Origin of the sequence: Hymenobacter endophyticus, assembly GCF_032464715.1 — a bacterium.
In the GTDB taxonomy this organism is placed as follows: domain Bacteria; phylum Bacteroidota; class Bacteroidia; order Cytophagales; family Hymenobacteraceae; genus Hymenobacter; species Hymenobacter endophyticus.
Window position 1 is genome coordinate 182,794 of sequence record NZ_JAWDJT010000004.1, and the last position, 22,457, is coordinate 205,250.

Here is a 22,457-nt window from a genome sequence, read left to right on the forward strand (position 1 = left end):
ACGCAGGAGCGGCCCGATTTATAAACCGGGCCGCTCGGGTACCACCGCTTGGTGGGGGCTATTTACCTTTTGGCGTCCGGTACTCATCGTTGAGGTATTTGAGTACGGCGCTGGTAATGTCCAGGTCTTTGCGGCCGTAGGCAATGGAGCCGCCGTTCATGCCAGTCAGCAGAATGAGCCGGTAGCCATTGGCTTTGCCGTATTTCTCCATTTGCTTGTTGGCCCGGTCAAGTGCCTGCTGGGTTACGCGGGCTTCCTCTTCCTGGGCCTGGCGCTGCAGCTTTTCCTGCTCCTGGGCCACCTGGGCCTGGCGCTGCTGCAGTTGCTGCTCGGTAGTGGCGCGCTGCTCCTGGGTCATGCCTTCGGCTTTCTGCTGGTACTGCTGCACGGCCGTCTGGAAGCCGCGCACCATGGTCTGGTTCTGGGCTTCCCACTTGCGGGCCTTGGCTTCCATGGTTTTACGTGCGTCCTTCATGCCCTGGTAGCCGTCCAGCAGCTTGCCCGATTCCACGTAGGCAATTTTATCGGTATCAGCCACGGCCACCAGCTCATCCTGCGCCTCCTCCACGGGGGCCACGGTGGTTACCGTGCCGGTGGAGTCGGTGGTTTTAACGGCAACGGGTTTGCGAATGGGCTTGGCGGGGCTGCTGGCAAAGTGCAGGTAAAACAGGACGGCCACGGCAATAGCCAGCACTACATTAATGACCAGTTGAAGAGAGTTTTTCATTCAGAAGCAAGAAGTAGAAAAATGCGCCGCCACGCGGCCGGTCAAAAGTACGGATTACTGCGGAGCCATTGCGTGCCTTATAAGCTGCGTGGACAGGTGCGCCGAAAGAACGTCATGCAGAGCGGAGCGAAACATCTCGTGTGCCGATGCCGACAAATTGTTCAGACGTTAGCACGCCAGATTCCTCAGCAAACTCGGAATGACGTTCTGTGTAAAACATTTCGTCGACTGTCCACACGGCTCCAGGTCAGAGCAGGAATTGAAAGGTAATAGCCCACCATCCCAAGCAAATCCTCCTGCTCTGATCTGGAGCGGTAACCGTTATGTATAAGCAGAGCGAGGTCGGGGAATCTGGCCGGCAGGTATCAGCTTACTCTTGCAACGTCAGCCGAGCGGGATTCCTCGGCTTCGCCCGGAACAACGGTGTGCTGAGTTCAGGGCAGCTTCTCGCGGCGGTTCTAGCTCAGCTCTTCCTCCCCGGCTTCTTCGTCTTCTTCGGTTTCTACTTCCGTGGGTTTGGCCGGCTTTTCGTCGAAAGGCGCGGCCAAGTCGGTACGGCTCAGGGCGGTGTCGGTGCGGCCCACGTGCACGAGGGCATCCCCCTGGTTGACGACCGGCATGTGGTTCAGGCCGATGATATAGCCAGCCACCGGTGACTCTAGGCGCACGGAACGCTCCCCGTAGGGGTCGGCCACCGACCCGAATACCTGCCCTTTCTCGATGTAGTCCCCCAGCTTCACGAGGCTGCGAAACAGGCCGGCATATTTGGCCCGCAACCAGGTAGAGCGCATACACACTACGGTAGCGTGGGCCGGGGGCGCGGCTTCGGGCAGCATGCCCAGGTGGTGCAGCACCCGCAGCGTACCGGCTATACCCAGGTCAATACCTTCCTCATCCAGCCTGAGCGACTCCCCGGTTTCGTACACGATAATGCGGCGGCCTTCCTGCATGGCGGTTTCGCGCAGGGAACCGGGGCGCAAGCCGGCATGCAGGGTAAAAGGAGCCCCAAAGGCTTCGGCCAAGGCATCGGTTTCGGCATCCTGGTGCAGCAGGCAGCGAATTTGCGGGGTATTGGCCCGGGCTGCCCCGCCCGTGTGGAAATCAATGCCGTAGTCGATGAGCGGCATGATTTCGCGCATGAAGCGGTGGGCCACGCGGCTAGCCAGGGAGCCGCGCGGGTTACCCGGGAACGAGCGGTTCACGTCCTTCCCATCCGGCACCTCCCGCGAGAAGTTCAGAAACCCGTAGATGTTGAGGATGGGAATGGCAATGATGGTGCCCCGCAACGGGTGCAGCATATTGCGCCGGATCAGGCGCCGGATGGTTTCAATGCCGTTTACCTCGTCGCCGTGCATGCCGGCCATCAGCAGCACCGTGGGGCCCGGCTCCCGGGAGCGGAACACGTGCACCGGAATATCAATAACAGTACCGGAAGGCAGCCGCGAAATTACGAGGCGGGTAAGCACCTGCTCGCCGGGGGCAATGGAAAGCCCGTTAAGAAAAAGCGGTTCGGGAGAGGCGGCAAACAACAAGGGCGGGGCGGCTTATGGCCCAGGCCTCCAGCCCCAAACCAGTACTTCAATTCCTCATGCACGCAATGCTGGAGCCCTGCGTTCCGGCCACTGCCCCGAGCCAACCTCCCTATCCTTCTCCTGCGCCCGATACAGCATCCTGTTGTTGGAAGGTACGAAAACCCTAGGCGTTTACCGTACCTCGGCAGTAGTTGGCATTAATCGGGTTGAGAATCGGGTTGCGGCTCCGTCTGCTTGGCGGCGGCTGGCTGCTTGCCTTTTCTCCTCTTGGCCAGGTCCACGGTGTACTCAATGATTTTGCCCGCAATATCGAGGCCGGTGGCTTTTTCGATGCCCTCCAGGCCGGGCGAAGAGTTCACCTCCAGCACCAGCGGGCCCCGCTTGCTCTGGAGCATATCCACGCCGGCAATGCCCAGGCCCAGGGCTTTAGTGGCCAGCAGAGCCGCCGCCTTTTCGGCCCGACTAAGCTTGACCAGGGTACCCGAGCCGCCCCGGTGCAGGTTGGAGCGAAACTCGCCCTCTTTACCCTGGCGCTTCATGGCTCCTACCACTTCCCCGTTTACCACGAAGGCGCGCAGGTCGGCGCCCTTGCTTTCGGCAATGAACTCCTGCACAATAATGCGGGCCTTGAGGTTATGGAAGGCCTCGATAACCGACTGGGCCGCTTTTTCCGACTCGGCCAGTACTACGCCCAGCCCCTGCGTACCCTCCAGTAGCTTGATGATAACCGGTGCGCCCCCCACCTGCTGAATCATGGCGGGTACTTCGTCGGAGTAATTGGTGAAGGCCGTTTTGGGCATGCCTACGCCGGCGCGGGCCAGAATCTGCATGGAGCGGAGCTTGTCCCGGCTGCGCACAATGGCCTGGCTTTCCACGGCCGTGCGCACCTTCATCATCTCAAACTGCCGCACCACGGCGCAGCCATAAAACGTAACGGAGGCCCCAATACGCGGAATAATGGCATCGAAACCTTCCAGAGGCTGACCCTGGTAGATGATACCTGGCTTGCCCTTTTCCAGCACGAGGTTGCAGTGCAGGTGGTCAACTACCAGGGCCTGATGCCCGCGCTGCTCGGCAGCTTCTACCAGGCGCGTGGTAGAGTAGAGCTTGGGCTCACGCGACAGAATGGCCAGTTTCATTGGGAAAGAATAGGGTACAGAAAAGAATACGGGCCAAAGCTCCCGGCAAAGATAGGCGCGCCTATTGGCACACTACGCGCTTTTCAGCGGGCCGCCAGGTGATTTTTGTAAGAAAGATTGCGCCGGGCCACATCCACCACTAGGCGCGCCTGCCGCAGCAACACGCGCCCAATCAGCACCGGGTATTTCATATCGGAACGGTCGGAGAGGGAAAACTCGGTTTCAACATCCTCCCCAAACAACCGGATAACCGCCCGAATGACGTAGCGCTCCTGTACGTCGCCGTTGGAGGAACGGATGTCGCGCAGGGAAAACTCCTCGAACTGCATAGGGGAGCCGTCGAAGTTGGGGTGGGAAGGGTCAAGCAGCTGCACGCGCAGGCACTGGCGCCCATCCGGGGTAGTTTCTACGTGAATATTGGAGCAGTGAATGGCCCCCGTGTATGCGCCGGTATCTATTTTGGCCTCCACGCCCCAGAGCTGAAATTTGGGGAAATCAACCAGTTCCCGCCGCCCCACCGTCCGTTTCGGTCCGCGCTGTTTCATATCAAGGGTGAAGTTGTGAAGGGTGAAGTTGTGAAATGCGGCAGGTGGGTACTGCAGTGCACTACGCGCAAGTAGCAGAGTACCTACCTCATTTCACAACTTCACCCCTCACAATTTCACCACTAGCCCTTGTAGCTGATGCGGTACACGGCGTCGTTCTGGTCGTCGCTCACGAGCAGGGAGCCGTCGGGCAGCACCAGCAGGCACACGGGGCGGCCCCAGGGTGTTTTACCCTGCAGCCAGCCATCGGCAAAGGTTTCGTAGCTCAGGGCCTGCTTGCCAGTGGCATCTAGCTTCACCAGGCTGATGCGGTAGCCAATTTTGGTGCTGCGGTTCCAGGAGCCGTGCTCGGGAATGAAAATCTGGTTGCGGTATTGGGCCGGGAACTTGGTGCCGGTGTAAAACTTCATACCCAGCGCGGCTACGTGGGGCCCCAGCTTGCGGGCGGGCTTCACGTAGGTATCCGCCGATTTTCCCTTGCCAAATTCAGGGTCAGCTACGTCACCGGCAAAAAAGTAGGGAAACCCGAAGTGCTGGCCGGGGCCGGCGGCGCGGTTCAGCTCGTCGGCGGGCAGATTGTCGCCCAACTGGTCGCGGCCGTTATCCGTGAACCAGAGGGCCTTATCCTTGGGGCTCCAGTCGAAGCCCACGGTGTTGCGCACCCCGTAGGCGTAGGTTTCCAAGCCCGAGCCATCGGGGTTCATGCGGTTGATGGTGGCATAAATCGGCTCCTCGGGCAGGCAGGTGTTGCAGGGCGCGCCCACCGGCACGTACAGCTTACCATCGGGCCCGAAGCTGATGTAGCGGTAGCCATGCCATTCTTTGTTGGGCAGCTTGCCGTACACTACCACCGGCTGGGGCTTCTGCTTGAGCCGCTGAGCAATGTTATCATAGCGCAGAATCCGGTTGATTTCGGCCACGTACAGGGCGCCGTTGCGCACGGCCACGCCGTTGGGCGCATTCAGACCGGTGGCGACCATCACCACTTCATCGGCGCGGCCGTCTTTGTTGCGGTCGGGCAGGGCGTATACTTTGTCGTCCTTGGTGCCCACGTACACGGTGCCATCGGGACCTACGGCCAGCTCCCGGGCGCTTTTCACTCCCTGGGCAAAGTAGCTGATGGTAAAGCCGGCCGGCAGCTTAATCTTGCTCAGATTGGCGTCGGGGGCAGGGGCGGGTGCAGGGCCGGAAGTGAAGGCCGCCAGCGGGGCCAGCAGCAGCGGAAGAAGGTGGCGCGTGTTCATACTGCCACAAACCCGTTTCTGGCCCCGAAGGTTGCTTTCTTTCAGTTGCCCGTTGCGTGTTGTGAGTTGCCGGTCATGAGTTGTCATAACAGCACGCACAATTGTTAACACGCAACGGGCAACTGGTAACTCATTCTCCCCGCTGGCGCAGTAGCCGCTCATACTCTCGCTCCGAGAGGTTCGCCTTTCCAAACCCGCCGTACACACCTACCCCGTTCATGAATACGCCAATTCCCCAGAACACCGTCGACCACACGGGCCATGGAATACCATTGGCGCTGTGCCGGTCGGTAAGCAGCCAAATGGTCCAGAGCAGCGCATTCACGGCAAAGTAGGTGAACAAGTGGGATTTGAACTTGGCACGGGCTTTTGCTATACGCCAGAGTTGGGGGTCACGAGCCGGAGTTTCCATGATGCGGGAGCGTTTGGGTGATTGGATGAAACAAACCTATGCTTTTCAATAAGATACTAAAAAGCCAGATTACCCAAACGGCTATTTCGCGTACTTGAACCGTCAGAAAAGGCATCTGAACTGCGGTGAAGGTCTGGCATCCTGAGCGGAACTCAGGACCTTACTACACGTGAACAATCCGTTGCACCGTGATAAGGTCCTTCGCTCCGCTCAGGATGCCAGACCTTCACCTCTTTACCTTTTACCCCAGCCGTGAAACGCCGCCGGACACGATGAACTTCATGACCTCGGAGCTGGGCAGGTCGAGGTAGGTGACATTTTGAACGGGCACCAGCACCAGTTCCCCGCTGAAGTTGTAGGAGTGCGGGAAATAAACGGCCAGCAGTTCGTCGCGGTGAATGGCCTGCATGCTGGGCTGGGTGACAAAACCCATTTTGAACACTTGCTCCTGAGCACTCATGCGCACCAGCACCGGGCGGTTAAACTTCTGATTGTCGCCCACGAAAGCATCAAACAGATCCTTAAGGCTGGAGTAGATGATGCTCACCAAGGGCGTGCGGTGCAGTAGCCGCTCAGTAATAATCAAGAAAGGCCGCACCAGAAATGACTTCGCCACAAACCCTACCGCCGTTATCAGCAGAATAGCCACCACCAGCCCCAGGCCCGGTACATCAAAGCTCAGCCCCGCAAACAAGTCGTTGAGCCAGCGCAACAGCGCGTACAAAATATAGATGGTTAGCCCGATGGGGGCTACAATCAGGAAACCGCTGAGGAAGTAGTTGATGAAACGACGCATGAATACGAGTGTGGGGCGACTGGTGTAGCGGCCGCCGGAGGGTGCAAGATACCCGCACCCGGCAAAACTCAAAGTCAGGCCACCCGCTGTTTCGTCCGGCGCGGCAACATTTGGGCGGGTTGTTGTAGCTTTGATTTTCACAACTTATGCCATTATGAAAACTGCTCCTCTGGCCGAGTTTTACCACGATGTAGTGGCCTGCACTGGCACCGAGTTAAGCGCCCTGCTGCCCAACGATATTCAGCAGGACGTCGGGCATTTCAATGTATTTGAGCTTGGTCAGCCGGGGCAGGCCGTCCGCCCACAGCCCAGCGCGCCCTACGCCTGCCGTTCGTTCTATAAAATCAGCCTGCTCCGGGGCCGCAACCGGGTCGATTACCCGGATCTGAGTCTGGACTTAGCGCGCAACGCCCTGATTTTCTCCACGCCCAAAGTGCCGCACCACTGGCTGCCGTATGATGCCGGTCAGGATGGATTTTTCTGCGTGTTCACCTCGGAGTTCCTACGGCCGGCCAACAGTGGCGTGGTGCTGGATGAGTTGCCGCTGTTCAAGGCCGAAAGTTACCCGGCTTTCCAGCTTGTGGAGGAGCAGGAAGCCCGAGCCACCGCCATTTTTCGGCGTATGCGGGAAGAAATGGCCTCCGATTACCGGTATAAGTACGACTTGCTGCGGACTTACGTACTGGAGCTCCTGCACCTGGGCCAGAAGCTACAACCGGCCACAGCCCTGCACCCGGCCCACAGTGCCCCGGCCCGGCTCACCTCGTTGTTTATTGAGCTGCTGGAGCGGCAATTTCCGCTGGAAGCGCCCCAGCAGCAGCTGCGCCTACGTACGGCTGCAGATTACGCCGACCATCTGGCCGTGCACGTCAACCATCTCAACAAGGTGCTCAAGGAAACTACCGGCCGCACTACTACCGCCCTGATAGGAACCCGCATTGCGCAGGAAGCCAAAGCCCTGCTGCGGCAAACCACCTGGACGCTGGCCGAAATTGCCGATAGCCTGGGCTTTGCCGACGTGGCCCACTTCTCCAACTTTTTCAAGCGCCAACTAGGCGTGGCTCCCGGTGCCTTTCGGCTCCAGGCCCTGGTTTGATTTTTACATGAAATGGATTGGCATGCACAACACGCCCCCAGGTTGTCAGACGGACCTTTGTCGTGTTCTACTAACCCGTCCATTTTTACCTCATGACAACTCCTAAACTAGCTCTGGTAACCGGCGGTAGCCGCGGCATAGGGAAAGATATTGCCCTTAGCCTAGCCCAGAAGGGCATTGACGTGGTGCTGACCTACCACCGCCAGCAAGCCGAAGCGGCGGCCGTGGTGACAGCCGCTGAAGCACTAGGGCGCAAAGCCGTGGCTCTGCAGCTCGATACGGCTGATGTTAGCAGCTTGGAGGCTTTTTTCGCCCGTCTCACCAGCGTACTGCAGGCATCTTTCGGGGTCAGCCGCTTCGATTTTCTCATCAATAATGCCGGTACTAGCCTGCAGGCCCCTTTTGCCGAAACCACCGAGGCGCAGTTCGATGAGATGCTCAACATCCACCTTAAGGGCGTGTACTTCCTGACGCAGAAAGCCCTGCCGCTGCTCAACGATGGGGGCCGCATCATCAATATGTCGTCGGCTACTACGCGTATTTCCTATCCCGGAGCCTCGGCGTACGCGGTAATGAAGGGCGCAGTGGACGTATTCACGCGCTACCTAGCTGCGGAGCTGGGCGCGCGGGGCATTACGGCCAACGTGGTAGCGCCGGGGGCCATTTTTGGCGGCGGTGCCATGCCGGACACACCGGAGATGCGCGCCTTTGCGGCCCAGATTGCAGCCCTGGGCCGGGTAGGCCTACCCGACGATGTAAGCGGAGTGGTGGCCTTTCTCTGTACCAATGAAGCAAAATGGCTTAATGGTCAGCGCCTGGAACTTACGGGCGGTGTGAATTTGTAAATTTGTGCCCTGCTAACCTCTAAACGGATGAGCCCCGGAACAGAAACTGCTCCGGGGCTCATCCGTTTGTACGGGCGACACTTACGCTACGTGCTCGGCTACTTCCTCAATCCGGTCCTTCACGCGCTGCATCAGCCACATGGGGGTGCTGGTAGCCCCACAAATACCCACCGACTCGGCCCCGTGAAACCACTCATCCTGCATTTCCCCTTCATTTTCCACGAAGTAGCTGCGGGGGTTGGTTTTGTTGACTACCGAAAACAGGGCTTTGCCATTGGAGCTTTTACGCCCGCTCACAAACACTACTACATCGTGCTGGGTAGCAAAATTAGCTAAGGCCGGCTCCCGGTTACTCACCTGCCGGCAGATGCTGTCATTGGCATCAAACGCCTCCAAAGAGCCCCCGGCAGCCTGAATCCGCTCCTCAATTACCGATTTCATGTGGTAAAAGCCGGCCGTGCTCTTAGTGGTTTGGCTGAACAAGGTCACGGGCCGGGAGAAGTCAATCTGGTCCAGGTCCTGCTCCGTCATCACAATAATGGCCTTGTTGAGCGTCTGGCCCGCGAGGCCGGTTACCTCAGCGTGGCCGGGCTGGCCGTAAATTACAATCTGGCCGTTTTGGCGGGTACTGGCATCGAAGGCGTGCTTCACCCGGTTTTGCAGCTTTAGTACCACGGGGCAGGAGGCATCAATCAGCTCAATGTTGTTGCGCAAAGCCAATTCGTAAGTTGCCGGTGGCTCCCCATGGGCCCGGATAAGTACTTTGGCATTGTGCAGCTGCTCCAGCTGTTCACGCTCAATAATGCGCAACCCCAGTGCGTGCAGGCGCTCCACCTCCATGCGGTTATGCACAATGTCGCCGAGGCAGTACAGGGTTTCCTGCTGGGCCAGCTCGTCCTCGGCCATCTGAATGGCAAACTCAACGCCGAAACAGTAGCCGGAATTTTTATCGATGGTGACGTTCATGAGCTCCTTTGCTTGGGAGCGGGACCAAACTAGCCCTGCCCACTACCGCATTTGCTGCGAATCCTGTGCCGCAATCTGAGTAACAACAATGGGGAGATGCTTTTTTCTCCCTGATACGCAAAGTCTTCTTTACTTGGTCGCGTCCTGCGCCCAACCGGTAGCGGCCAAGGAGAACAAGATGGCCGATACCCGTTCCAGCACAAAATCCACCTGCTCATCAATCATCATATGGGTCGTATCGAGCAGCACGGCGTCGGAGGCGCGGCGCAGGGGGCTTTCGGTACGGGTGGAGTCGAGGTGGTCCCGTTTGCTGAGGTTGTCCACTATGGCTTCCACCGGCACCTGCTCGCCCTTCACGGCCAGCTCCTCCTGGCGGCGCAGGGCCCGGGTGAGCACATCGGCCGTCATAAATACTTTTACCTCCGCATCCGGAAACACGGTAGTGCCAATGTCGCGCCCATCCATTACCACGCCCCGCTTGCGGCCCATGCGCTGCTGCTGGCTTACCATAGCGTGGCGCACCGCCGGAATTCCTGACACCTCGCTTACCAGATTGGATATGCGCATCTGCCGGATTTCATCTTCCCGAATCACGCCATCCAGGCACAGCTCGTTGCGGCCGGTTTTGCGGTTGCGCTTGAAGCTGATGTGCATCTCGTGCAGGGCCTGTTCCACCCGGGGCAGATCATCAAAGGCAATGCCTTGCTCCAGCAAATACAGCGTTACTGCCCGGTACATGGCCCCGGTATCAATGTAGGCATAGCCCAGCTCAGCGGCCACGGCCTTGGCCGTGGTGCTTTTGCCGCAGGAAGAATAGCCGTCGATGGCAATGACGATTTTTCGCATGACAGGTTCGCTGCTAGGCTCGGACTGACGGGAAGGGCTCACTAAATCCAGGTTTTACGGCTTGGCTGGGCGGCCAGGCGCTCGGGTACACTCGCGAAGAACGTGGCTACTGACTGGTCGAGGCCTTTGGTCAGCTGCTCACTCACGCGGAAGAAGGGGTTGAAGAAATTGACGCCGTTGATGCCCACGCCGGTGGTACCGTCGCGGCCGGTGGCCCACTCGCCCTGGTAGACCTCCACCATGCACTGGCCCAAAAAGCAGCCCAACGCGGTAATCACGCCCTGACGCTCGGCTTCTTTAATAGTAGGCCGCTGCTCCTCAATCAGCTCGGCGAGGCGCTGCACGGCCGCAGCGTCAAACGCGTTTACGCGGAGTTGCTGGCGCACGGCTTCGGCGGCCGTTACAAGGGCGGCAACTGGGTTTTCTTCGGGCATAAGGTGCGGGTTAGTTGATAGCAGACTGCGGATTGACTTGCTGCCAGCTGGCGTAGGTCTGCAAAATTTGCCGCATGTGCTGGCGGCCCAGCTTGCCTTTAGTAATCTGCGTGGCCAGTTCCGGGCAATTTCCTACCAAGCGGAGCATGGTTTGCGTGAAAGCATTCCGGCCCGTTGGCACTACTACCGCGTCGCCGGTGGCGGGTTGCAGCACCAGGTCCATCGTATAAGAAGGATTAGCGGTTTCCATCCCCAAAAAAGTTTCCGTTGCGCCCGTGTAACGCGGGTCGAACTTGTACGCTGTTAACTGCCCGTACCGGTACAGTTTCTGGGCAAATGCCGCCGCTATTCTTTGGGAGGGAGTACTCACATTGCGAACCACGCCGAACGTATCAGTTTTCAGCACGAAGCCCTGGAGTTCCCCTGCTTGATACACGTTGGATTCGCCTTCCGCGGGCTGGATGCGTAAATGGCCCGACGGCTCCAGCCGCAATTTGCCGGATTGCCAACGCCCATCGGCCAGTTGGCAGGCCCCCGGGCCGCTGAGTGCCCGGGCAGACCGGCCACCCATGTTGTGGTACACCGGGTTCAGCTGTCCGTACGCCGTACCAGCGCTGAGGAGCAGTGCAGCCAGCAGCAGACTATAGCAGACATTGTATTTCACGGGAACGAGCAGAGCGTTAGATACGGAATCAGACAACGTTATCGGCACTACCGGCGGAAGAGCTAGTGACTTTCGCAGGGACAGGGTATTTTACCGAATTTGGCTTTGCGCTTAACCGAGGCGGTTTTTTTCTGCTGCGGAGTGCGGGTAGCGCAGCCAGCTGTCAGCAGGCCCGAGCCCCCCAGCAGGGCAGCCAGTAGCAAAGTCACAATCTTTCTCACGGCACGGATTTTCGGCAAATATACGGTTCTTTACCCGTTAGCCGCCTGCCGGCCCTACTTTTCACCGAGCCCCGCTCCTGCCCTATGCCCGCCGATTTTCAGCTCCGCGCCAACGTTATCAATCTGTTTGACAACACGATAACGCCGTCTACTATTCACGTAGCGGCCGGCAGCATTGCCCGCATTGAGCCCACCGGTGCCACTGTCCCCGACGCGGCCCTACCCTATGCGCTGCCGGGCTTTGTAGATGCGCACGTACACGTAGAAAGCTCCCTGCTAGTGCCCTCCGAGTTTGCCCGCTTGGCAGTAGTACACGGCACCGTGGCCACCGTCTCCGACCCCCACGAAATTGGGAATGTGCTGGGCGTGGCGGGTGTGCAATACATGCTGCAAAATGCAGCGCAGGTGCCGTTCAAGTTTTGCTTTGGGGCACCCTCCTGCGTGCCGGCCACGCCCTTCGAAACGGCCGGGGCCGAAATAACGGCCCAGGATATTGAGCTGCTGTTTCGGGAGCACCCCGAAATTGGCTACCTGGCTGAAATGATGAACTGGCCGGGCGTGCTGGGCCGCGACGAGCTGGTGATGGAGAAAATCCGGCTGGCTCAGCAGTACAACCGCCCCGTAGATGGCCACGCCCCCGGCCTACGGGGTGAGGACGCCGCCCGCTACGCCTCGGCTGGCATCAGCACCGACCACGAATGCTTTACGGCCGAAGAGGCCTTGGACAAGCTGGCCGTGGGCATGAAGGTGCTGATTCGGGAAGGATCCGCGGCCCGCAACTTTGAGGCCCTGATTGACCTGCTGCCCGAGCACCACGAGCACCTGATGTTCTGCTCCGACGACAAGCACCCCGATACCCTGGTGCTGGGCCACATCAACCAGCTGGTACGGCGGGCCGTGGCCCGGGGCCAGAATGTGCTGCAGGTGCTGCGCGTGGCCTGCCGCAACCCCGTAGAGCACTACCGCCTGCCCGTGGGCCTGCTGCGGGAAGGCGACCCCGCCGACTTTATCGTGGTAGATGACATAACAGAATTCCAGGTGCGCCAGACTTATTTGAATGGAGAACTGGTAGCCGACAATGGCCGCACCTTGATTCCGGCAGTACCGGTGGCGGTAGTTAATAACTTCACTGCCGACCCCGTGCGGCCGGCGGCTTTCCACCTGCTCGCGCCCCAGGCCGCCGCCACCGTGCGCGTAATTGAGTGCTTTGATGGGCAGCTTATTACCGCCCGCCACGACGTGCCGGCCCGCGTAGAAAGCGGCCTGGTAATGCCCAACATTGCCCAGGATGTGTTGAAGCTCACTGTGGTGAACCGCTACCAGCCCTCCCCACCAGCCGTAGCCTTTATTCAGGGCTTCGGGCTGCAGCGCGGAGCCCTGGCCAGCAGCGTTGGCCACGATTCGCACAACATCACGGCCGTGGGCTGCGACGATGAAAGCCTGGCCCGCGCGGTAAACCTGGTAATTGAAGCCCGCGGCGGCTTGGCGGTAGTAGCCCCCGATGGGCGGGAGCTTATTCTACCGCTACCCGTGGCCGGCCTTATGTCGGACCAGCCGGGCCCCGAGGTAGCCGCTGCCTACAGCGCCGTAGATGCGCTGGCTAAGGAGTTGGGCTCCACTCTTCAGGCTCCCTTCATGACGCTTTCCTTCATGGCCCTGCTGGTTATTCCCAGCCTTAAGCTCAGCGACAAAGGCCTATTTGATGGTGAAGCATTCCGGTTTGTGGAGGCGGTAGTATAGCTACACTGTTTTTCTGTACGCAGGAAGCTGCTTATCACAAAACAAGCCCCTGACGGCGGCAGTCCGCGTCAGGGGCTTGTTCTATGCGTACTGTGGGAGTCAGTAGTGCCAGCTGTGCTAAAACCGCTTGTGCAGCAGCTTCTGCATTTTTTCCTCCGTGAGGGGCTTGGCCAGGTACTCTACGCCCTCATACTGTGCCACGCGGGCCGTATCGGCGGCGTGCATAGAAGTAGTCAGTACCGCCAGCACGGTTCGGCGGCGTACGTCCTCCGGCAGGGCGCTGTAAAGCTTCAGAAACTCGAAGCCATCCATGCCCGGCATTTTCAAATCCACAAACACCAGATCGGGCGTCTCGACACTGGGTTGCTCTTTATGGCTACCCCACAGCTCCTGATAGGCCTGCTCCGCTTTCGAGTACGTTAGCACCTGCTCCGCCACTTCCAACCGATTTAAAAGCCGGTTATTCAGGAAGCAGGTAGTCTCGTTGTCATCTACCAGCACCACGTTTCGCAGCTTTTTTGTCATACTATGTTCGGTTAAAGTGGATGAGCAAAAGCGCCGGTTTACAGCCAGCCTTGGGCGTGCATCCAGTCATCGTTGTAAATTTTGCCGAGGTAGCGCGTACCGTGGTCAGGCAGGATGATGACCATGGTATCGTCTTCCTGCAAATGTTCTTTGGCATATTCCAGGGCTCCGTGTACTGCCGAGCCGCAGGACCAGCCCACAAACAGGCCTTCTTCCTTAGCAAGCCGGCGCGTCATTAAGGCCGCATCTTTGTCGGTTACCTTGATGAACAGGTCAATCAGATCGAAGTTTACATTCTTGGGCAGAATATCTTCCCCGATGCCCTCAGTCTTGTACGGGTAGATTTCGTTTTCGTCGAAGATACCCGTCTCCTTGTACTTTTTGAACACTGAGCCATAGGTATCCAAGCCCACCGTTACTAGGTCAGCCTTTTGCTCCTTTAAGTATTTAGCCGTGCCGCAGATGGTACCGCCCGTGCCCACCCCGCAGGCCAAATGCGTGATAGTGCCTTCGGTTTGCTTCCAGATTTCGGGGCCGGTGCTCTCGTAGTGCGCCGCCGTGTTCGACATGTTATCGTACTGGTTGGGATAGAACGAGTTGGGCGTTTCCTCGCTCAGGCGCTTGGCTACTGAGTAGTAGGAGCGCGGGTCCTCGGGAGCCACATCTACGGGGCACACCACCACCTGTGCGCCCACGGCCCGCAGAATGTCCTGCTTTTCCTTGCTCTGCTTGTCGCTCATCACGAAGATGCACTTGTAGCCTTTGGCAATGGCAGCCAAGGCCAGGCCCATACCAGTGTTGCCGCTGGTGCCTTCAATGATGGTGCCGCCAGGCTGAAGCAGGCCGGCCTTTTCGGCATCCTCCACCATTTTAACCGCCATGCGGTCCTTCACCGAGTTGCCGGGGTTGAAGTACTCCACTTTAACCAGCACGGTGCCTTTGATGCCGGCCGCAACTTTATTTAGCTTCACCAGCGGCGTGTTGCCAATGGCTTCCACAATGTTATTCAGATACATAGTACGGGTGAGAGAGGTAAGAGGTACTGGGAGAGAGGCGGCAAAGGTACGGATTCCGGACGGGAGCAGCAGGCTCCGGCCAGAAGTTAGCCGGTACACTCGAATGGCCTTTGCAGACGGTTTGGCGGCAGTTTGCAACAGTATCCGGGTGTGGCCCACCGATTAATCCGGGATTCGCTTCGCCCAAGCGGCAAAAACATCTACTTTTGCCCCGCCGCCAGCTTGGCTGTAGCGGCACTTCCCACCCCACACATCAGCATCTTCCGCTAACCCCACTTCTATGAGTGTTCTGGTAAACAAGGATTCCAAAGTGATTGTGCAGGGCTTTACGGGCTCCGAAGGCTCGTTCCATGCCCAGCAGATGATTGAATACGGCACCAACGTAGTGGGTGGCGTAACGCCCGGCAAGGGCGGCACCCAGCACCTGGAGCGCCCCGTGTTCAACACCGTAGCCGAGGCCGTAGAGCAGGCCGGCGCCGATACCAGCATCATCTTCGTGCCCCCGGCTTTCGCCGCCGACGCTATTATGGAAGCGGCTGACGCCGGCATCAAGGTAATCGTGACCATCACCGAGGGCATCCCAACCAAGGATATGATTGCGGTGAAGGAGTACCTGAAAGGCCGCGAAGGTCTGCGCATGATCGGGCCGAACTGCCCCGGCGTAATGACCGCCGGCGAGTGCAAAGTGGGCATCATGCCCGGCTTCATCTTCCAGAAAGGCCGCGTAGGCATCGTATCCAAGTCGGGCACCCTGACATACGAAGCCGTTGACCAGCTCACCAAGGCCGGCCTGGGCCAGACCACGGCCATCGGCATCGGTGGTGACCCCATCATTGGCACCACCACCAAGGAAGCCGTAGAGCTGCTCATGAACGACCCCGAAACCGAGGGCATCGTGATGATTGGCGAAATTGGTGGCGGCATGGAAGCCGAAGCGGCTCGCTGGATCAAGGAAACCGGCAACAAGAAGCCCGTTGTAGGCTTCATTGCCGGCCAGACCGCGCCTCCCGGCCGCCGCATGGGCCACGCCGGCGCCATCGTAGGCGGCGCCGACGATACGGCCGCTGCCAAAATGGCCATTATGCGTGAGTGCGGCATCCACGTAGTGGACTCCCCCGCTGAAATCGGTGACACGATGCTGCGCGTGCTGGGTAGCAAGTAACAACTCATTGCCCTGCTTTAAACGACCGTTTCCGCTGAGCGGAAACGGTCGTTTAATTTTTTATATTAACATTATAACATATAACATATTTACTATGTTTTTTTGGCGCTAGCCCGCCGTCGCCGAAAAGCGGATTTAATAGAGTAGGCATTTTAATTGTATTATATCTTCCAGAAATGAAGAAGAAATTATTGACTGGTTTACTTGTGGCCGGACTGGTTTGCGGGGCGACTTACCAAGCCGCCGCAAACCCTATTTTCGGCAACGAATGGGGCAATAACTATTGCAAAAATGGTACAATACACCAAACCCATCACGTGTACATATTTTGGATTGACTTCAGCAATGAAGTTGATACTGGAATAGCTTGTAACGGATAGTTTCACGCAGGCGATACCCAGTGAGTATATATCACTGGGTATTTTTCATTTTTATGCGACGATTCCTCTCAGAATTATTAGGTATTCTACTAGCGTCTGTCAGCCAGGCATCTTGGGCTCAATCGGCGCAACCCGATTCGCTACTGGACCAAGCTCTACCAGTTGTTCATGTATCAGCTGCAAAAGGACCTTTACAGGTAGTCACAGGAACTAGCTCAAGTTCCACAAGCTTTTCAGCCGCTCCGGGAATTAAATTTGCTGTGCTCTTCTCCTCAGCTTTAGGCGGTTATCATCACTTAGAGCAGGTGACACTACGTTTACACCAAGCTCAAACCATACAGGAAGGACAATTGGTTTTTCGATTAGCCTCGGTACATGCTACTGGGGAGCCGGCAAATGATCAACTGTTCACTCCCATTATTTTGAGTACAGATCAAATTCGACATAATCGAGTAACGGTGCGCTGGCCCTCTGTACAGGTTCCTGAAAACGGATTATTTATAGTTATCGAATGCTTGGGGCGCACCGCAGATGAGCATGTAGTTCAGGCTGTAACTGTTGCCCACAACCAGCCTTTGATGTTACAAATCGGTTCACACCAACAAGAAATGTGGCCAGATCGTCAAGTATCTACTGCTGTGTTACCAAGGCTGCAAGGCGTCAAGCCTGATATTAATGAAGCGGATTGTTGGGTATATAAACCGGCTACTTATACGTGGCAACGAATTGCGCCACATACCCCATTTATATCGGTATCGGCGTCTTTTGGTGTAACACAGTCTGGACATAACGCGCTTACAGTAACAGAATAATTGCGTCTGCGCGTGCTTGACAGCAGCATCTATATACTGCACTCGTCCGCGGAAATCGGTGACATGATACTGCGCGTGCTGGGTAGCAAGCAAGTTTGTCCTCTCCCCAACTGCGCGAAAGGCGGCTCCAGCAAACAGGAGCCGCCTTTTTCAATCTGTATCTGCATGCTCAGCAGGATGCCGACAGAGGGGTGAACCAGCCGGCTGACCGTTTTGGCGCTCAGCGGTCAGTGTTTGTCATTGGCCCGCTGTTTTGGGTCATTCGCCTAGGAAACAGGCAATCAGAAGGGCTTTTTATTGCCAAATTGATACATTTGAACTGGGTCGTACTGCCCGGCTTCTCTCCCTATCCTTTTTGCATGCAAAAGAATTTACTCTGGGTTTACCTGTTGGTTTTTCTTTGCCTCATTCCGAGTCTGGTACGCGCCCAGTCGGTGGCGGCTCCGGCACCCTGCCAGCCGACCCCCAAGTGGACGGCCATTATTACGGCTCATCCCGACGACTGGCAACTGTTTATGGGAGCAGCAGTTAGTGAGGAAGCCAAGCATACGCGCCGCAAAATTGTATTTATCTGCCTGACGGGCGGTCAAGCTAATGAGCCGGCCGACAGCTACTGGCAAAGCCGGGAAGCTAGCCACCGGGCCTCGGTGCGGCAGATAGCCAATCCCACGGCCAGCCTGACCTCTACCTCGTTTTCTGACAAGCTGCAGGTTAATGGTCATTCCATTGATATGTACCGCAGTCAGAACCTGGTAGCCTTCTACCTGCATTTGCCTGATGGCGGAGTACATGGCCGGGGCTTGGCCCGCGGTAGCTTCCAGAGCCTAAAGCTCCTACGAGATACTGGCAAAGCGCTGACTCCGCTAAACGGGGGAGCTCCCTACACTTCCTGGGACGATTTGAGCCAGACCGTTCGGGAACTGCTGGCTCACGAAGCCATTAAGGGGCAATTGACCCTGCATACCGCGCAAACCGACGTACGGCTTAACTCTGGCGACCATTCTGACCATTACATGGCGGGCCAGTTGGCCCAGCAGACGATGCGGGGGCTGGAGTGCCGCTTTCTGCAGTACGTGGGGTACGACGTAAGCAAACGTCCGGTCAATCTATCCCCAGCTCAGATCAGCAGCCAACAGCAAGCCTACCGCGCCTATTGCCAAACTATGGTGAGCCTGGGTCAGGAAGACCCCTGGGATACCAAACACTTGGCTTTTGTGGGGCACCAATATGTGCAGGTAAAACACCAGGCGGGCCCGCAGTTGCTACCGACGACTCCGGCTGTCACCACTGGGCAGAACGATGATGAAGATGCCTTGCTGGCGGACCATCTGGTGCTGCAGCCAGCCTTTCCGAACCCTTTCTCTGCCTCAAGCCAGTTAACCTTCGATTTGCCCATAGCGGCTCCCGTGTGGCTGCGGGTACTGGATATGCAGGGCCGGGAGGTAGTTCAGCTGCTGCGCGGTGAACTTCAGCAGGCCGGCCGCCACGACCAGTGGCTGGACGTGCAGCGCTTTCCGGCCTCCGGCACCTACGTGGCGGAACTACGGGTAGGCAAATATCGGCGGCAGCAGAAACTATCGGTTGTGCGCTAGTGCGTAGCTTTACGGTACCGTCGAGCTACCACTTCCCCTTATTTTTTGCGTTTTATGCCTTCTTCGCTTGCTGCTATCTGGCGCTGGCGCCCTGCTTACCCTGTTCTGTTGCTGTTGGCTTTATTGCTACAGGGGTTATGTGTGCTGCGCGCGTTTGGGGCATTGCTTTTCCAACCCGGCCAGCACCTGTTGGTAACCAGCCAGGACGGGGCTAAGAACTACTTCACCTTTCAAGCTTATATCCAGCAGCCCTGGTCCAACGGGCTGAGCTGGTTTGGCATGATGAATCATCCCTTTGGGGAGTACCTGTTCTTCACTGATAATACGCCACTGCTGGCCGTGCCGGTGCGGCTTTGGTCACACTACATTTCCGATCTGGCCCCGCACGGGCTGGACGTTTACCATGGGCTGATGCTGGCGGGCTTTTTCCTGAGCACGGCTTTACTGGTAGCTATTCTGCGGCGGCTGGTGCAGCACTGGGGGCTGGTGCTGGTATTTGCCGTAGTGTTACCGTGGCTCAACCCGCAAACCAGCCGCCTGCTGGTTGGCCATTTCAACCTGTCGTATAGCTGGCTGGTGTTGCTGGTTATCTGGGGGCTGTTGGGGCTGTACCAGCGGGTGCGGGCGGGCAGTTCTATTCGGGGTTGGGTGCTGGCGCTGGTAGCTGGCTCAGTAGTGGCCGGGCTTATTCACTTGTACTACCTGCCCTTGCTGGCGCTTACAGTGGCGGGATTCTTTGCGGCCTGGCTCCTGCCCCGGCAGCAGTGGCGCAACCGCGCACTAAGCGGAGCGGCCGTGCTCATTACCCTGCTGCCTACGCTGCTGTGCTTTTTGATAGTACGCCTCACCGATGGTTACCGGGTGCAACGCAGCATGCAGGCCACCGGCTTCAACTACGCCCCCTGGAAGCTGCAACTGTCGGCGCTGATTAAGCCGGGCAGCTACCAAACCGTTCATTTCTGGCTGGAGCCCAAAAATCAACCTACATATGAGTCGGTGGCTTATTTGGGCGCTTTTGCATTATTTGGGCTCACGTTTTTTGTGGTGGCTTGGCTGGTACGCAAACCCGCTACGCAGGCTTTTTGGCAAGCTTGGAAAGCGGCGCCCGAGCGGATATTTCTGCAGCTGTTGCTGCTGGCGGCGCTGGTTGGGCTAGGCGTTTCCCTGGGTACAGAGTACGCCGTGGCCGACGACCAATACATTTTTCAGAACTACTTCAGCGCTTTCTACTATCTGCAGAAGGTCACTCAGGTGGTTACGCACTTCCGGGCTGTGGGCCGGTTTAGCTGGCCTTTCTTCTGGGCAGTAAATTTGCTGGTGCTGGTGGCGCTTGATTTTTGGCTTCGCCGAAGCCAATGGCGGGGGCGCTGGGTAGTGGCTGTTGCCCTGGTAGTGCTGGCCCTGCTCGACACGCGTGATACGCTCAAATACTACCGCAAATCCCTGCTACCCAACCTGCTCACCGATGAGCGCACGTTTCCAGAACTACAGCCCCTGCTCCAGGGGCTGCGGCCGGAGCAGTACCAGGCTATTTTACCGGTTCCGTTCTTCCACGTGGGTAGCGAGAACCTGGAACTGACAGTAGATGATGATAATGCCCACTCCCTGCACGCTTACGAGCTGGCCTTGCGCACCAACCTGCCGCTGGTAGCCAGTAAACTCTCTCGCACCCCGGAGGAGCACGTTCAGCAGTTGCGGAGCCTGTTTAGTCCCACCGGGCCTACCCCAGAACTACGCGCTCAACTGCAGGCCGCCCGCAAACCACTGCTGGTGCTGCTGGATGAAAGCTATTATGATGGCTCCATCCCTTTTGCCCAACAGCAAGCCAACCCGTTGGCTAAGCAGCTTATTGAGGCCGGAGCCGCCTTACCAAGCCAGCAGCCGCTCATGCTGGTCGCCCAGTCCGGTAAGCTGCGCCTCTACCGCTGGAACGTGCAGTAAAGCCCCCGGCACCTACAGCCGGTGGCGGCGGCTCAGTATCCGAACCAAATTGCCGGTTTCAGTGAGCAGGATGCGTGGGTTGAGGCGGGAGAAGATAACTCCGGGCTTGAGTTCAACGGGCTGAGCCAGCACCCGCAAGTGCCGCATGCGCGAAGCCAGAAATAATAACTCCAGGTCGAAGAGGTAGCGCTGGGTAGTAGTACGCAGAAACAAAGCACGACCAGCGGTATTAAAAGCTTTCAGCCCGCATTGCGTGTCCTCCACGGGCAGGCGCAACACGTAGCGCGTTACCCGGCGCAGTATGCGCGAAACCCGCCGACGGGCCGGTGGTACCTGCGCATAGTATGCGTTGTTGCGCACACCCACCACAATATCGGCTCCAGAAGCTACCAGCTTATTATACACGGCCGCCATGCTGTGCTCCTGGTAAGGAAAATCAACGTCCGTAAACAAGCAGTAGGGCTCCTGCACTTGGGCCATGCCTTTACGTAGTGCGTGGCCTTTGCCCTGATTGGTGGTATAAGCCAGGTAGGTGAACCGACCAGGCAACGCACTGCGCAGCACATCCATATCCGCCTCCGTCACATCAGCCCCGGCTCCATCATTCACCACGTACAGATGAATGATGATGTCCCCCGCCAGCAGTGTCTGAAACCGCTCCAGGCTCGTAAGAATATTGGTTGCCCACTCGGTCGGTGGCCGGAAACAGGGCAATACAATGGCTAAGCGTTGTGTGTGGGGGGAGGTGGTGAGGGCCATGGGAGCAGAAAACTACCGTAAAGTTACGGCCCAGCTTGCTTGTGGTTAACTGAAAACCCAGTTTCATTTAACCCGAGCAAAACGAGGTGCACACTACTCTCGGTCTTTCTGCTATTTACCCCCACTCTGCCCGCCCACATTTACTACTAGCCCGAACTGAAACACAGAATTAGCAGCCTTTAGGTAGCGGCGATGCCGCAGCCCGAAATTGCTGCCGCTAATAAGCTGAAAATCCAGCGGCCCGACCAGCGTGATGCGGGTGTAGGTGATGGGTTCCAGAAAGATATTAGACTCCGGGGTGTGGGGCTGCCCGTCAAGGCGAAAGTTGCTGAGCGTGACGTAGCTGGCACGCAAAGCCGTGCCGTAGGTAACGGGCCAGTCGCGGCCCAGCACATGGTACGTTTTCTTATCCTTGGATGTATAGTTAACCTGCAGAAAATACTTGTCCAGGCTGCCTTCTAGGGTGCGGGTGATACCCTCGGCCGGAGTGCGCTCCACGCGCTTGGTGTGGCCCAACCCGTAGCCGCCGTACACCTCCAGCACCCGCGAGTCGCGCAGGCGGGTGTAATAGCCCAAACCCAGCTCCCCAAAATCGTGGTCCTCGGCCCGTTTCTTCTTATCGGTGTGCAGAAACGATGCTGACCCCATTACGCCCAAGTGGTCGGAAACCGCGTAAGCTCCCTGCACGGCCGTATTCTGGCTGAAGTTGGTATGAATGCCTCCGCTCCATTCGCCCTTCTGCGTAAGCAACGGAACCTGAGGTGGCGGTGGGAAATACAACGACGAGCAACCCGCCAACAGCGGCAGGAGCAGCAGAAACGTAGCACGACGAAGCGAATACAGCATAGGCAGCGGAAGATAGGAAGTTGGCCTCAGAACGTCGGCAGCCGGGTTTCGTTGTGTACTGGCTGGCCCATCCCGGACAGTGCAAGGTTGGCGGGTCCCGGCCCAACGAGTCAGGAAGTGGCTACCAACCTCTCCGGAGCCTGGCGCGTGAATACAGCACCAGCGCCACCGCAGCAGCTAAGCCCGACAGTTTGTCCCCGGATTCCGTATAGCCGGT

The 22,457-nt window shown here is 57.9% G+C and carries 22 protein-coding genes and 1 pseudogene; 8 read left to right on the top strand and 15 right to left on the bottom strand.

Annotated elements, in window-relative coordinates:
* Positions 1-58 precede the first annotated feature (58 nt).
* From ROI90_RS08880 to ROI90_RS08910, 7 genes are all read right to left on the bottom strand, one after another.
* Positions 59-727, bottom strand: a complete 669-nt coding sequence (locus ROI90_RS08880; protein WP_315997981.1) for an OmpH family outer membrane protein — start codon at positions 725-727, stop codon at positions 59-61.
* A gap of 458 nt (positions 728-1,185) precedes the next feature.
* Positions 1,186-2,259 carry a succinylglutamate desuccinylase/aspartoacylase family protein gene (locus ROI90_RS08885; RefSeq protein ID WP_315997982.1) on the bottom strand — a complete coding sequence of 358 codons (1,074 nt, stop codon included), beginning with the start codon at positions 2,257-2,259 and terminating at the stop codon, positions 1,186-1,188.
* 197 nt (positions 2,260-2,456) lie between these two features.
* On the bottom strand, positions 2,457-3,398 hold the full coding sequence (gene rimK / locus ROI90_RS08890; protein ID WP_315997983.1) for a 30S ribosomal protein S6--L-glutamate ligase: 942 nt from the start codon (positions 3,396-3,398) through the stop codon (positions 2,457-2,459).
* Between the two features lie 83 nt (positions 3,399-3,481).
* On the bottom strand, positions 3,482-3,943 hold the full coding sequence (locus ROI90_RS08895) for an ATP-dependent zinc protease family protein (RefSeq protein WP_315997984.1): 462 nt from the start codon (positions 3,941-3,943) through the stop codon (positions 3,482-3,484).
* 122 nt (positions 3,944-4,065) lie between these two features.
* Entirely contained in the window at positions 4,066-5,187 is a 1,122-nt protein-coding gene (locus ROI90_RS08900; protein WP_315997985.1) for a PQQ-dependent sugar dehydrogenase, read from the bottom strand.
* A 130-nt stretch (positions 5,188-5,317) separates the two neighbouring features.
* On the bottom strand, positions 5,318-5,599 hold the full coding sequence (locus ROI90_RS08905; protein ID WP_315997986.1) for a 2TM domain-containing protein: 282 nt from the start codon (positions 5,597-5,599) through the stop codon (positions 5,318-5,320).
* 241 nt (positions 5,600-5,840) lie between these two features.
* Entirely contained in the window at positions 5,841-6,395 is a 555-nt protein-coding gene (locus ROI90_RS08910) for a DUF502 domain-containing protein (protein ID WP_315997987.1), read from the bottom strand.
* Between the two features lie 154 nt (positions 6,396-6,549).
* Between ROI90_RS08910 and ROI90_RS08915 the strand changes: the two genes are divergently transcribed.
* Together ROI90_RS08915 and ROI90_RS08920 are read left to right on the top strand one after the other, a co-directional pair.
* Complete coding sequence (locus ROI90_RS08915) at positions 6,550-7,491, top strand: helix-turn-helix domain-containing protein (RefSeq protein ID WP_315997988.1); 942 nt, start codon at positions 6,550-6,552, stop codon at positions 7,489-7,491.
* Between the two features lie 92 nt (positions 7,492-7,583).
* A complete protein-coding gene (locus ROI90_RS08920) occupies positions 7,584-8,336 on the top strand; it encodes an SDR family oxidoreductase (RefSeq protein WP_315997989.1) in 753 nt (250 codons plus the stop codon).
* A gap of 81 nt (positions 8,337-8,417) precedes the next feature.
* Here the strand turns inward: ROI90_RS08920 and ROI90_RS08925 are convergent, their stop codons facing one another.
* From ROI90_RS08925 to ROI90_RS08940, 4 genes are all read right to left on the bottom strand, one after another.
* Positions 8,418-9,302, bottom strand: a complete 885-nt coding sequence (locus ROI90_RS08925; RefSeq protein WP_315997990.1) for a 4-hydroxy-3-methylbut-2-enyl diphosphate reductase — start codon at positions 9,300-9,302, stop codon at positions 8,418-8,420.
* A 129-nt stretch (positions 9,303-9,431) separates the two neighbouring features.
* Positions 9,432-10,148: a (d)CMP kinase gene (gene cmk / locus ROI90_RS08930; protein ID WP_315997991.1), complete on the bottom strand. Its 717-nt coding sequence runs from the start codon at positions 10,146-10,148 to the stop codon at positions 9,432-9,434.
* 41 nt (positions 10,149-10,189) lie between these two features.
* On the bottom strand, positions 10,190-10,582 hold the full coding sequence (locus ROI90_RS08935) for a hypothetical protein (protein ID WP_315997992.1): 393 nt from the start codon (positions 10,580-10,582) through the stop codon (positions 10,190-10,192).
* 10 nt (positions 10,583-10,592) lie between these two features.
* Positions 10,593-11,246, bottom strand: coding sequence for a hypothetical protein (locus ROI90_RS08940; protein ID WP_315997993.1), 654 nt, complete (start codon positions 11,244-11,246; stop codon positions 10,593-10,595).
* Positions 11,247-11,551: 305 nt separating this feature from the next.
* Between ROI90_RS08940 and ade the strand changes: the two genes are divergently transcribed.
* Complete coding sequence (ade, locus tag ROI90_RS08945; protein WP_315997994.1) at positions 11,552-13,207, top strand: adenine deaminase; 1,656 nt, start codon at positions 11,552-11,554, stop codon at positions 13,205-13,207.
* Between the two features lie 117 nt (positions 13,208-13,324).
* Here ade and ROI90_RS08950 read toward each other — a convergent pair whose 3' ends face one another.
* Together ROI90_RS08950 and ROI90_RS08955 are read right to left on the bottom strand one after the other, a co-directional pair.
* Complete coding sequence (locus ROI90_RS08950) at positions 13,325-13,732, bottom strand: response regulator (protein ID WP_315997995.1); 408 nt, start codon at positions 13,730-13,732, stop codon at positions 13,325-13,327.
* A 41-nt stretch (positions 13,733-13,773) separates the two neighbouring features.
* Positions 13,774-14,748, bottom strand: a pseudogene (locus tag ROI90_RS08955) (PLP-dependent cysteine synthase family protein); the annotation flags it as partial.
* A 280-nt stretch (positions 14,749-15,028) separates the two neighbouring features.
* On the opposite strand from ROI90_RS08955, the gene sucD reads away from it, so the two are divergent.
* From sucD to ROI90_RS08980, 5 genes are all read left to right on the top strand, one after another.
* Complete coding sequence (gene sucD / locus ROI90_RS08960) at positions 15,029-15,910, top strand: succinate--CoA ligase subunit alpha (RefSeq protein WP_315997996.1); 882 nt, start codon at positions 15,029-15,031, stop codon at positions 15,908-15,910.
* A gap of 176 nt (positions 15,911-16,086) precedes the next feature.
* Positions 16,087-16,290 carry a hypothetical protein gene (locus ROI90_RS08965; protein WP_315997997.1) on the top strand — a complete coding sequence of 68 codons (204 nt, stop codon included), beginning with the start codon at positions 16,087-16,089 and terminating at the stop codon, positions 16,288-16,290.
* A gap of 53 nt (positions 16,291-16,343) precedes the next feature.
* A complete protein-coding gene (locus ROI90_RS08970; protein WP_315997998.1) occupies positions 16,344-17,102 on the top strand; it encodes a hypothetical protein in 759 nt (252 codons plus the stop codon).
* Between the two features lie 359 nt (positions 17,103-17,461).
* Entirely contained in the window at positions 17,462-18,694 is a 1,233-nt protein-coding gene (locus ROI90_RS08975) for a PIG-L family deacetylase (RefSeq protein WP_315997999.1), read from the top strand.
* Positions 18,695-18,748: 54 nt separating this feature from the next.
* Positions 18,749-20,635, top strand: coding sequence for a hypothetical protein (locus ROI90_RS08980; RefSeq protein ID WP_315998000.1), 1,887 nt, complete (start codon positions 18,749-18,751; stop codon positions 20,633-20,635).
* Between the two features lie 12 nt (positions 20,636-20,647).
* On the opposite strand, the gene ROI90_RS08985 is transcribed toward ROI90_RS08980, so the two are convergent.
* Together ROI90_RS08985 and ROI90_RS08990 are read right to left on the bottom strand one after the other, a co-directional pair.
* Positions 20,648-21,394: a glycosyltransferase gene (locus ROI90_RS08985; protein ID WP_315998001.1), complete on the bottom strand. Its 747-nt coding sequence runs from the start codon at positions 21,392-21,394 to the stop codon at positions 20,648-20,650.
* A 111-nt stretch (positions 21,395-21,505) separates the two neighbouring features.
* Positions 21,506-22,240, bottom strand: coding sequence for an outer membrane beta-barrel protein (locus ROI90_RS08990; RefSeq protein ID WP_315998002.1), 735 nt, complete (start codon positions 22,238-22,240; stop codon positions 21,506-21,508).
* Positions 22,241-22,457 lie beyond the last annotated feature (217 nt).

Coding starts and splice junctions, on each gene's coding strand:
- ROI90_RS08880 (WP_315997981.1), bottom strand. CDS start 727: ATGAAAAACTCTCTTCAACTGGTCATTAATGTAGTGCTGGCTATTGCC.
- rimK (WP_315997983.1), bottom strand. CDS start 3,398: ATGAAACTGGCCATTCTGTCGCGTGAGCCCAAGCTCTACTCTACCACG.
- ROI90_RS08895 (WP_315997984.1), bottom strand. CDS start 3,943: ATGAAACAGCGCGGACCGAAACGGACGGTGGGGCGGCGGGAACTGGTT.
- ROI90_RS08900 (WP_315997985.1), bottom strand. CDS start 5,187: ATGAACACGCGCCACCTTCTTCCGCTGCTGCTGGCCCCGCTGGCGGCC.
- ROI90_RS08905 (WP_315997986.1), bottom strand. CDS start 5,599: ATGGAAACTCCGGCTCGTGACCCCCAACTCTGGCGTATAGCAAAAGCC.
- ROI90_RS08910 (WP_315997987.1), bottom strand. CDS start 6,395: ATGCGTCGTTTCATCAACTACTTCCTCAGCGGTTTCCTGATTGTAGCC.
- ROI90_RS08915 (WP_315997988.1), top strand. CDS start 6,550: ATGAAAACTGCTCCTCTGGCCGAGTTTTACCACGATGTAGTGGCCTGC.
- ROI90_RS08920 (WP_315997989.1), top strand. CDS start 7,584: ATGACAACTCCTAAACTAGCTCTGGTAACCGGCGGTAGCCGCGGCATA.
- ROI90_RS08925 (WP_315997990.1), bottom strand. CDS start 9,302: ATGAACGTCACCATCGATAAAAATTCCGGCTACTGTTTCGGCGTTGAG.
- cmk (WP_315997991.1), bottom strand. CDS start 10,148: ATGCGAAAAATCGTCATTGCCATCGACGGCTATTCTTCCTGCGGCAAA.
- ROI90_RS08935 (WP_315997992.1), bottom strand. CDS start 10,582: ATGCCCGAAGAAAACCCAGTTGCCGCCCTTGTAACGGCCGCCGAAGCC.
- ade (WP_315997994.1), top strand. CDS start 11,552: ATGCCCGCCGATTTTCAGCTCCGCGCCAACGTTATCAATCTGTTTGAC.
- ROI90_RS08950 (WP_315997995.1), bottom strand. CDS start 13,732: ATGACAAAAAAGCTGCGAAACGTGGTGCTGGTAGATGACAACGAGACT.
- sucD (WP_315997996.1), top strand. CDS start 15,029: ATGAGTGTTCTGGTAAACAAGGATTCCAAAGTGATTGTGCAGGGCTTT.
- ROI90_RS08965 (WP_315997997.1), top strand. CDS start 16,087: ATGAAGAAGAAATTATTGACTGGTTTACTTGTGGCCGGACTGGTTTGC.
- ROI90_RS08970 (WP_315997998.1), top strand. CDS start 16,344: ATGCGACGATTCCTCTCAGAATTATTAGGTATTCTACTAGCGTCTGTC.
- ROI90_RS08975 (WP_315997999.1), top strand. CDS start 17,462: ATGCAAAAGAATTTACTCTGGGTTTACCTGTTGGTTTTTCTTTGCCTC.
- ROI90_RS08980 (WP_315998000.1), top strand. CDS start 18,749: ATGCCTTCTTCGCTTGCTGCTATCTGGCGCTGGCGCCCTGCTTACCCT.
- ROI90_RS08985 (WP_315998001.1), bottom strand. CDS start 21,394: ATGGCCCTCACCACCTCCCCCCACACACAACGCTTAGCCATTGTATTG.
- ROI90_RS08990 (WP_315998002.1), bottom strand. CDS start 22,240: ATGCTGTATTCGCTTCGTCGTGCTACGTTTCTGCTGCTCCTGCCGCTG.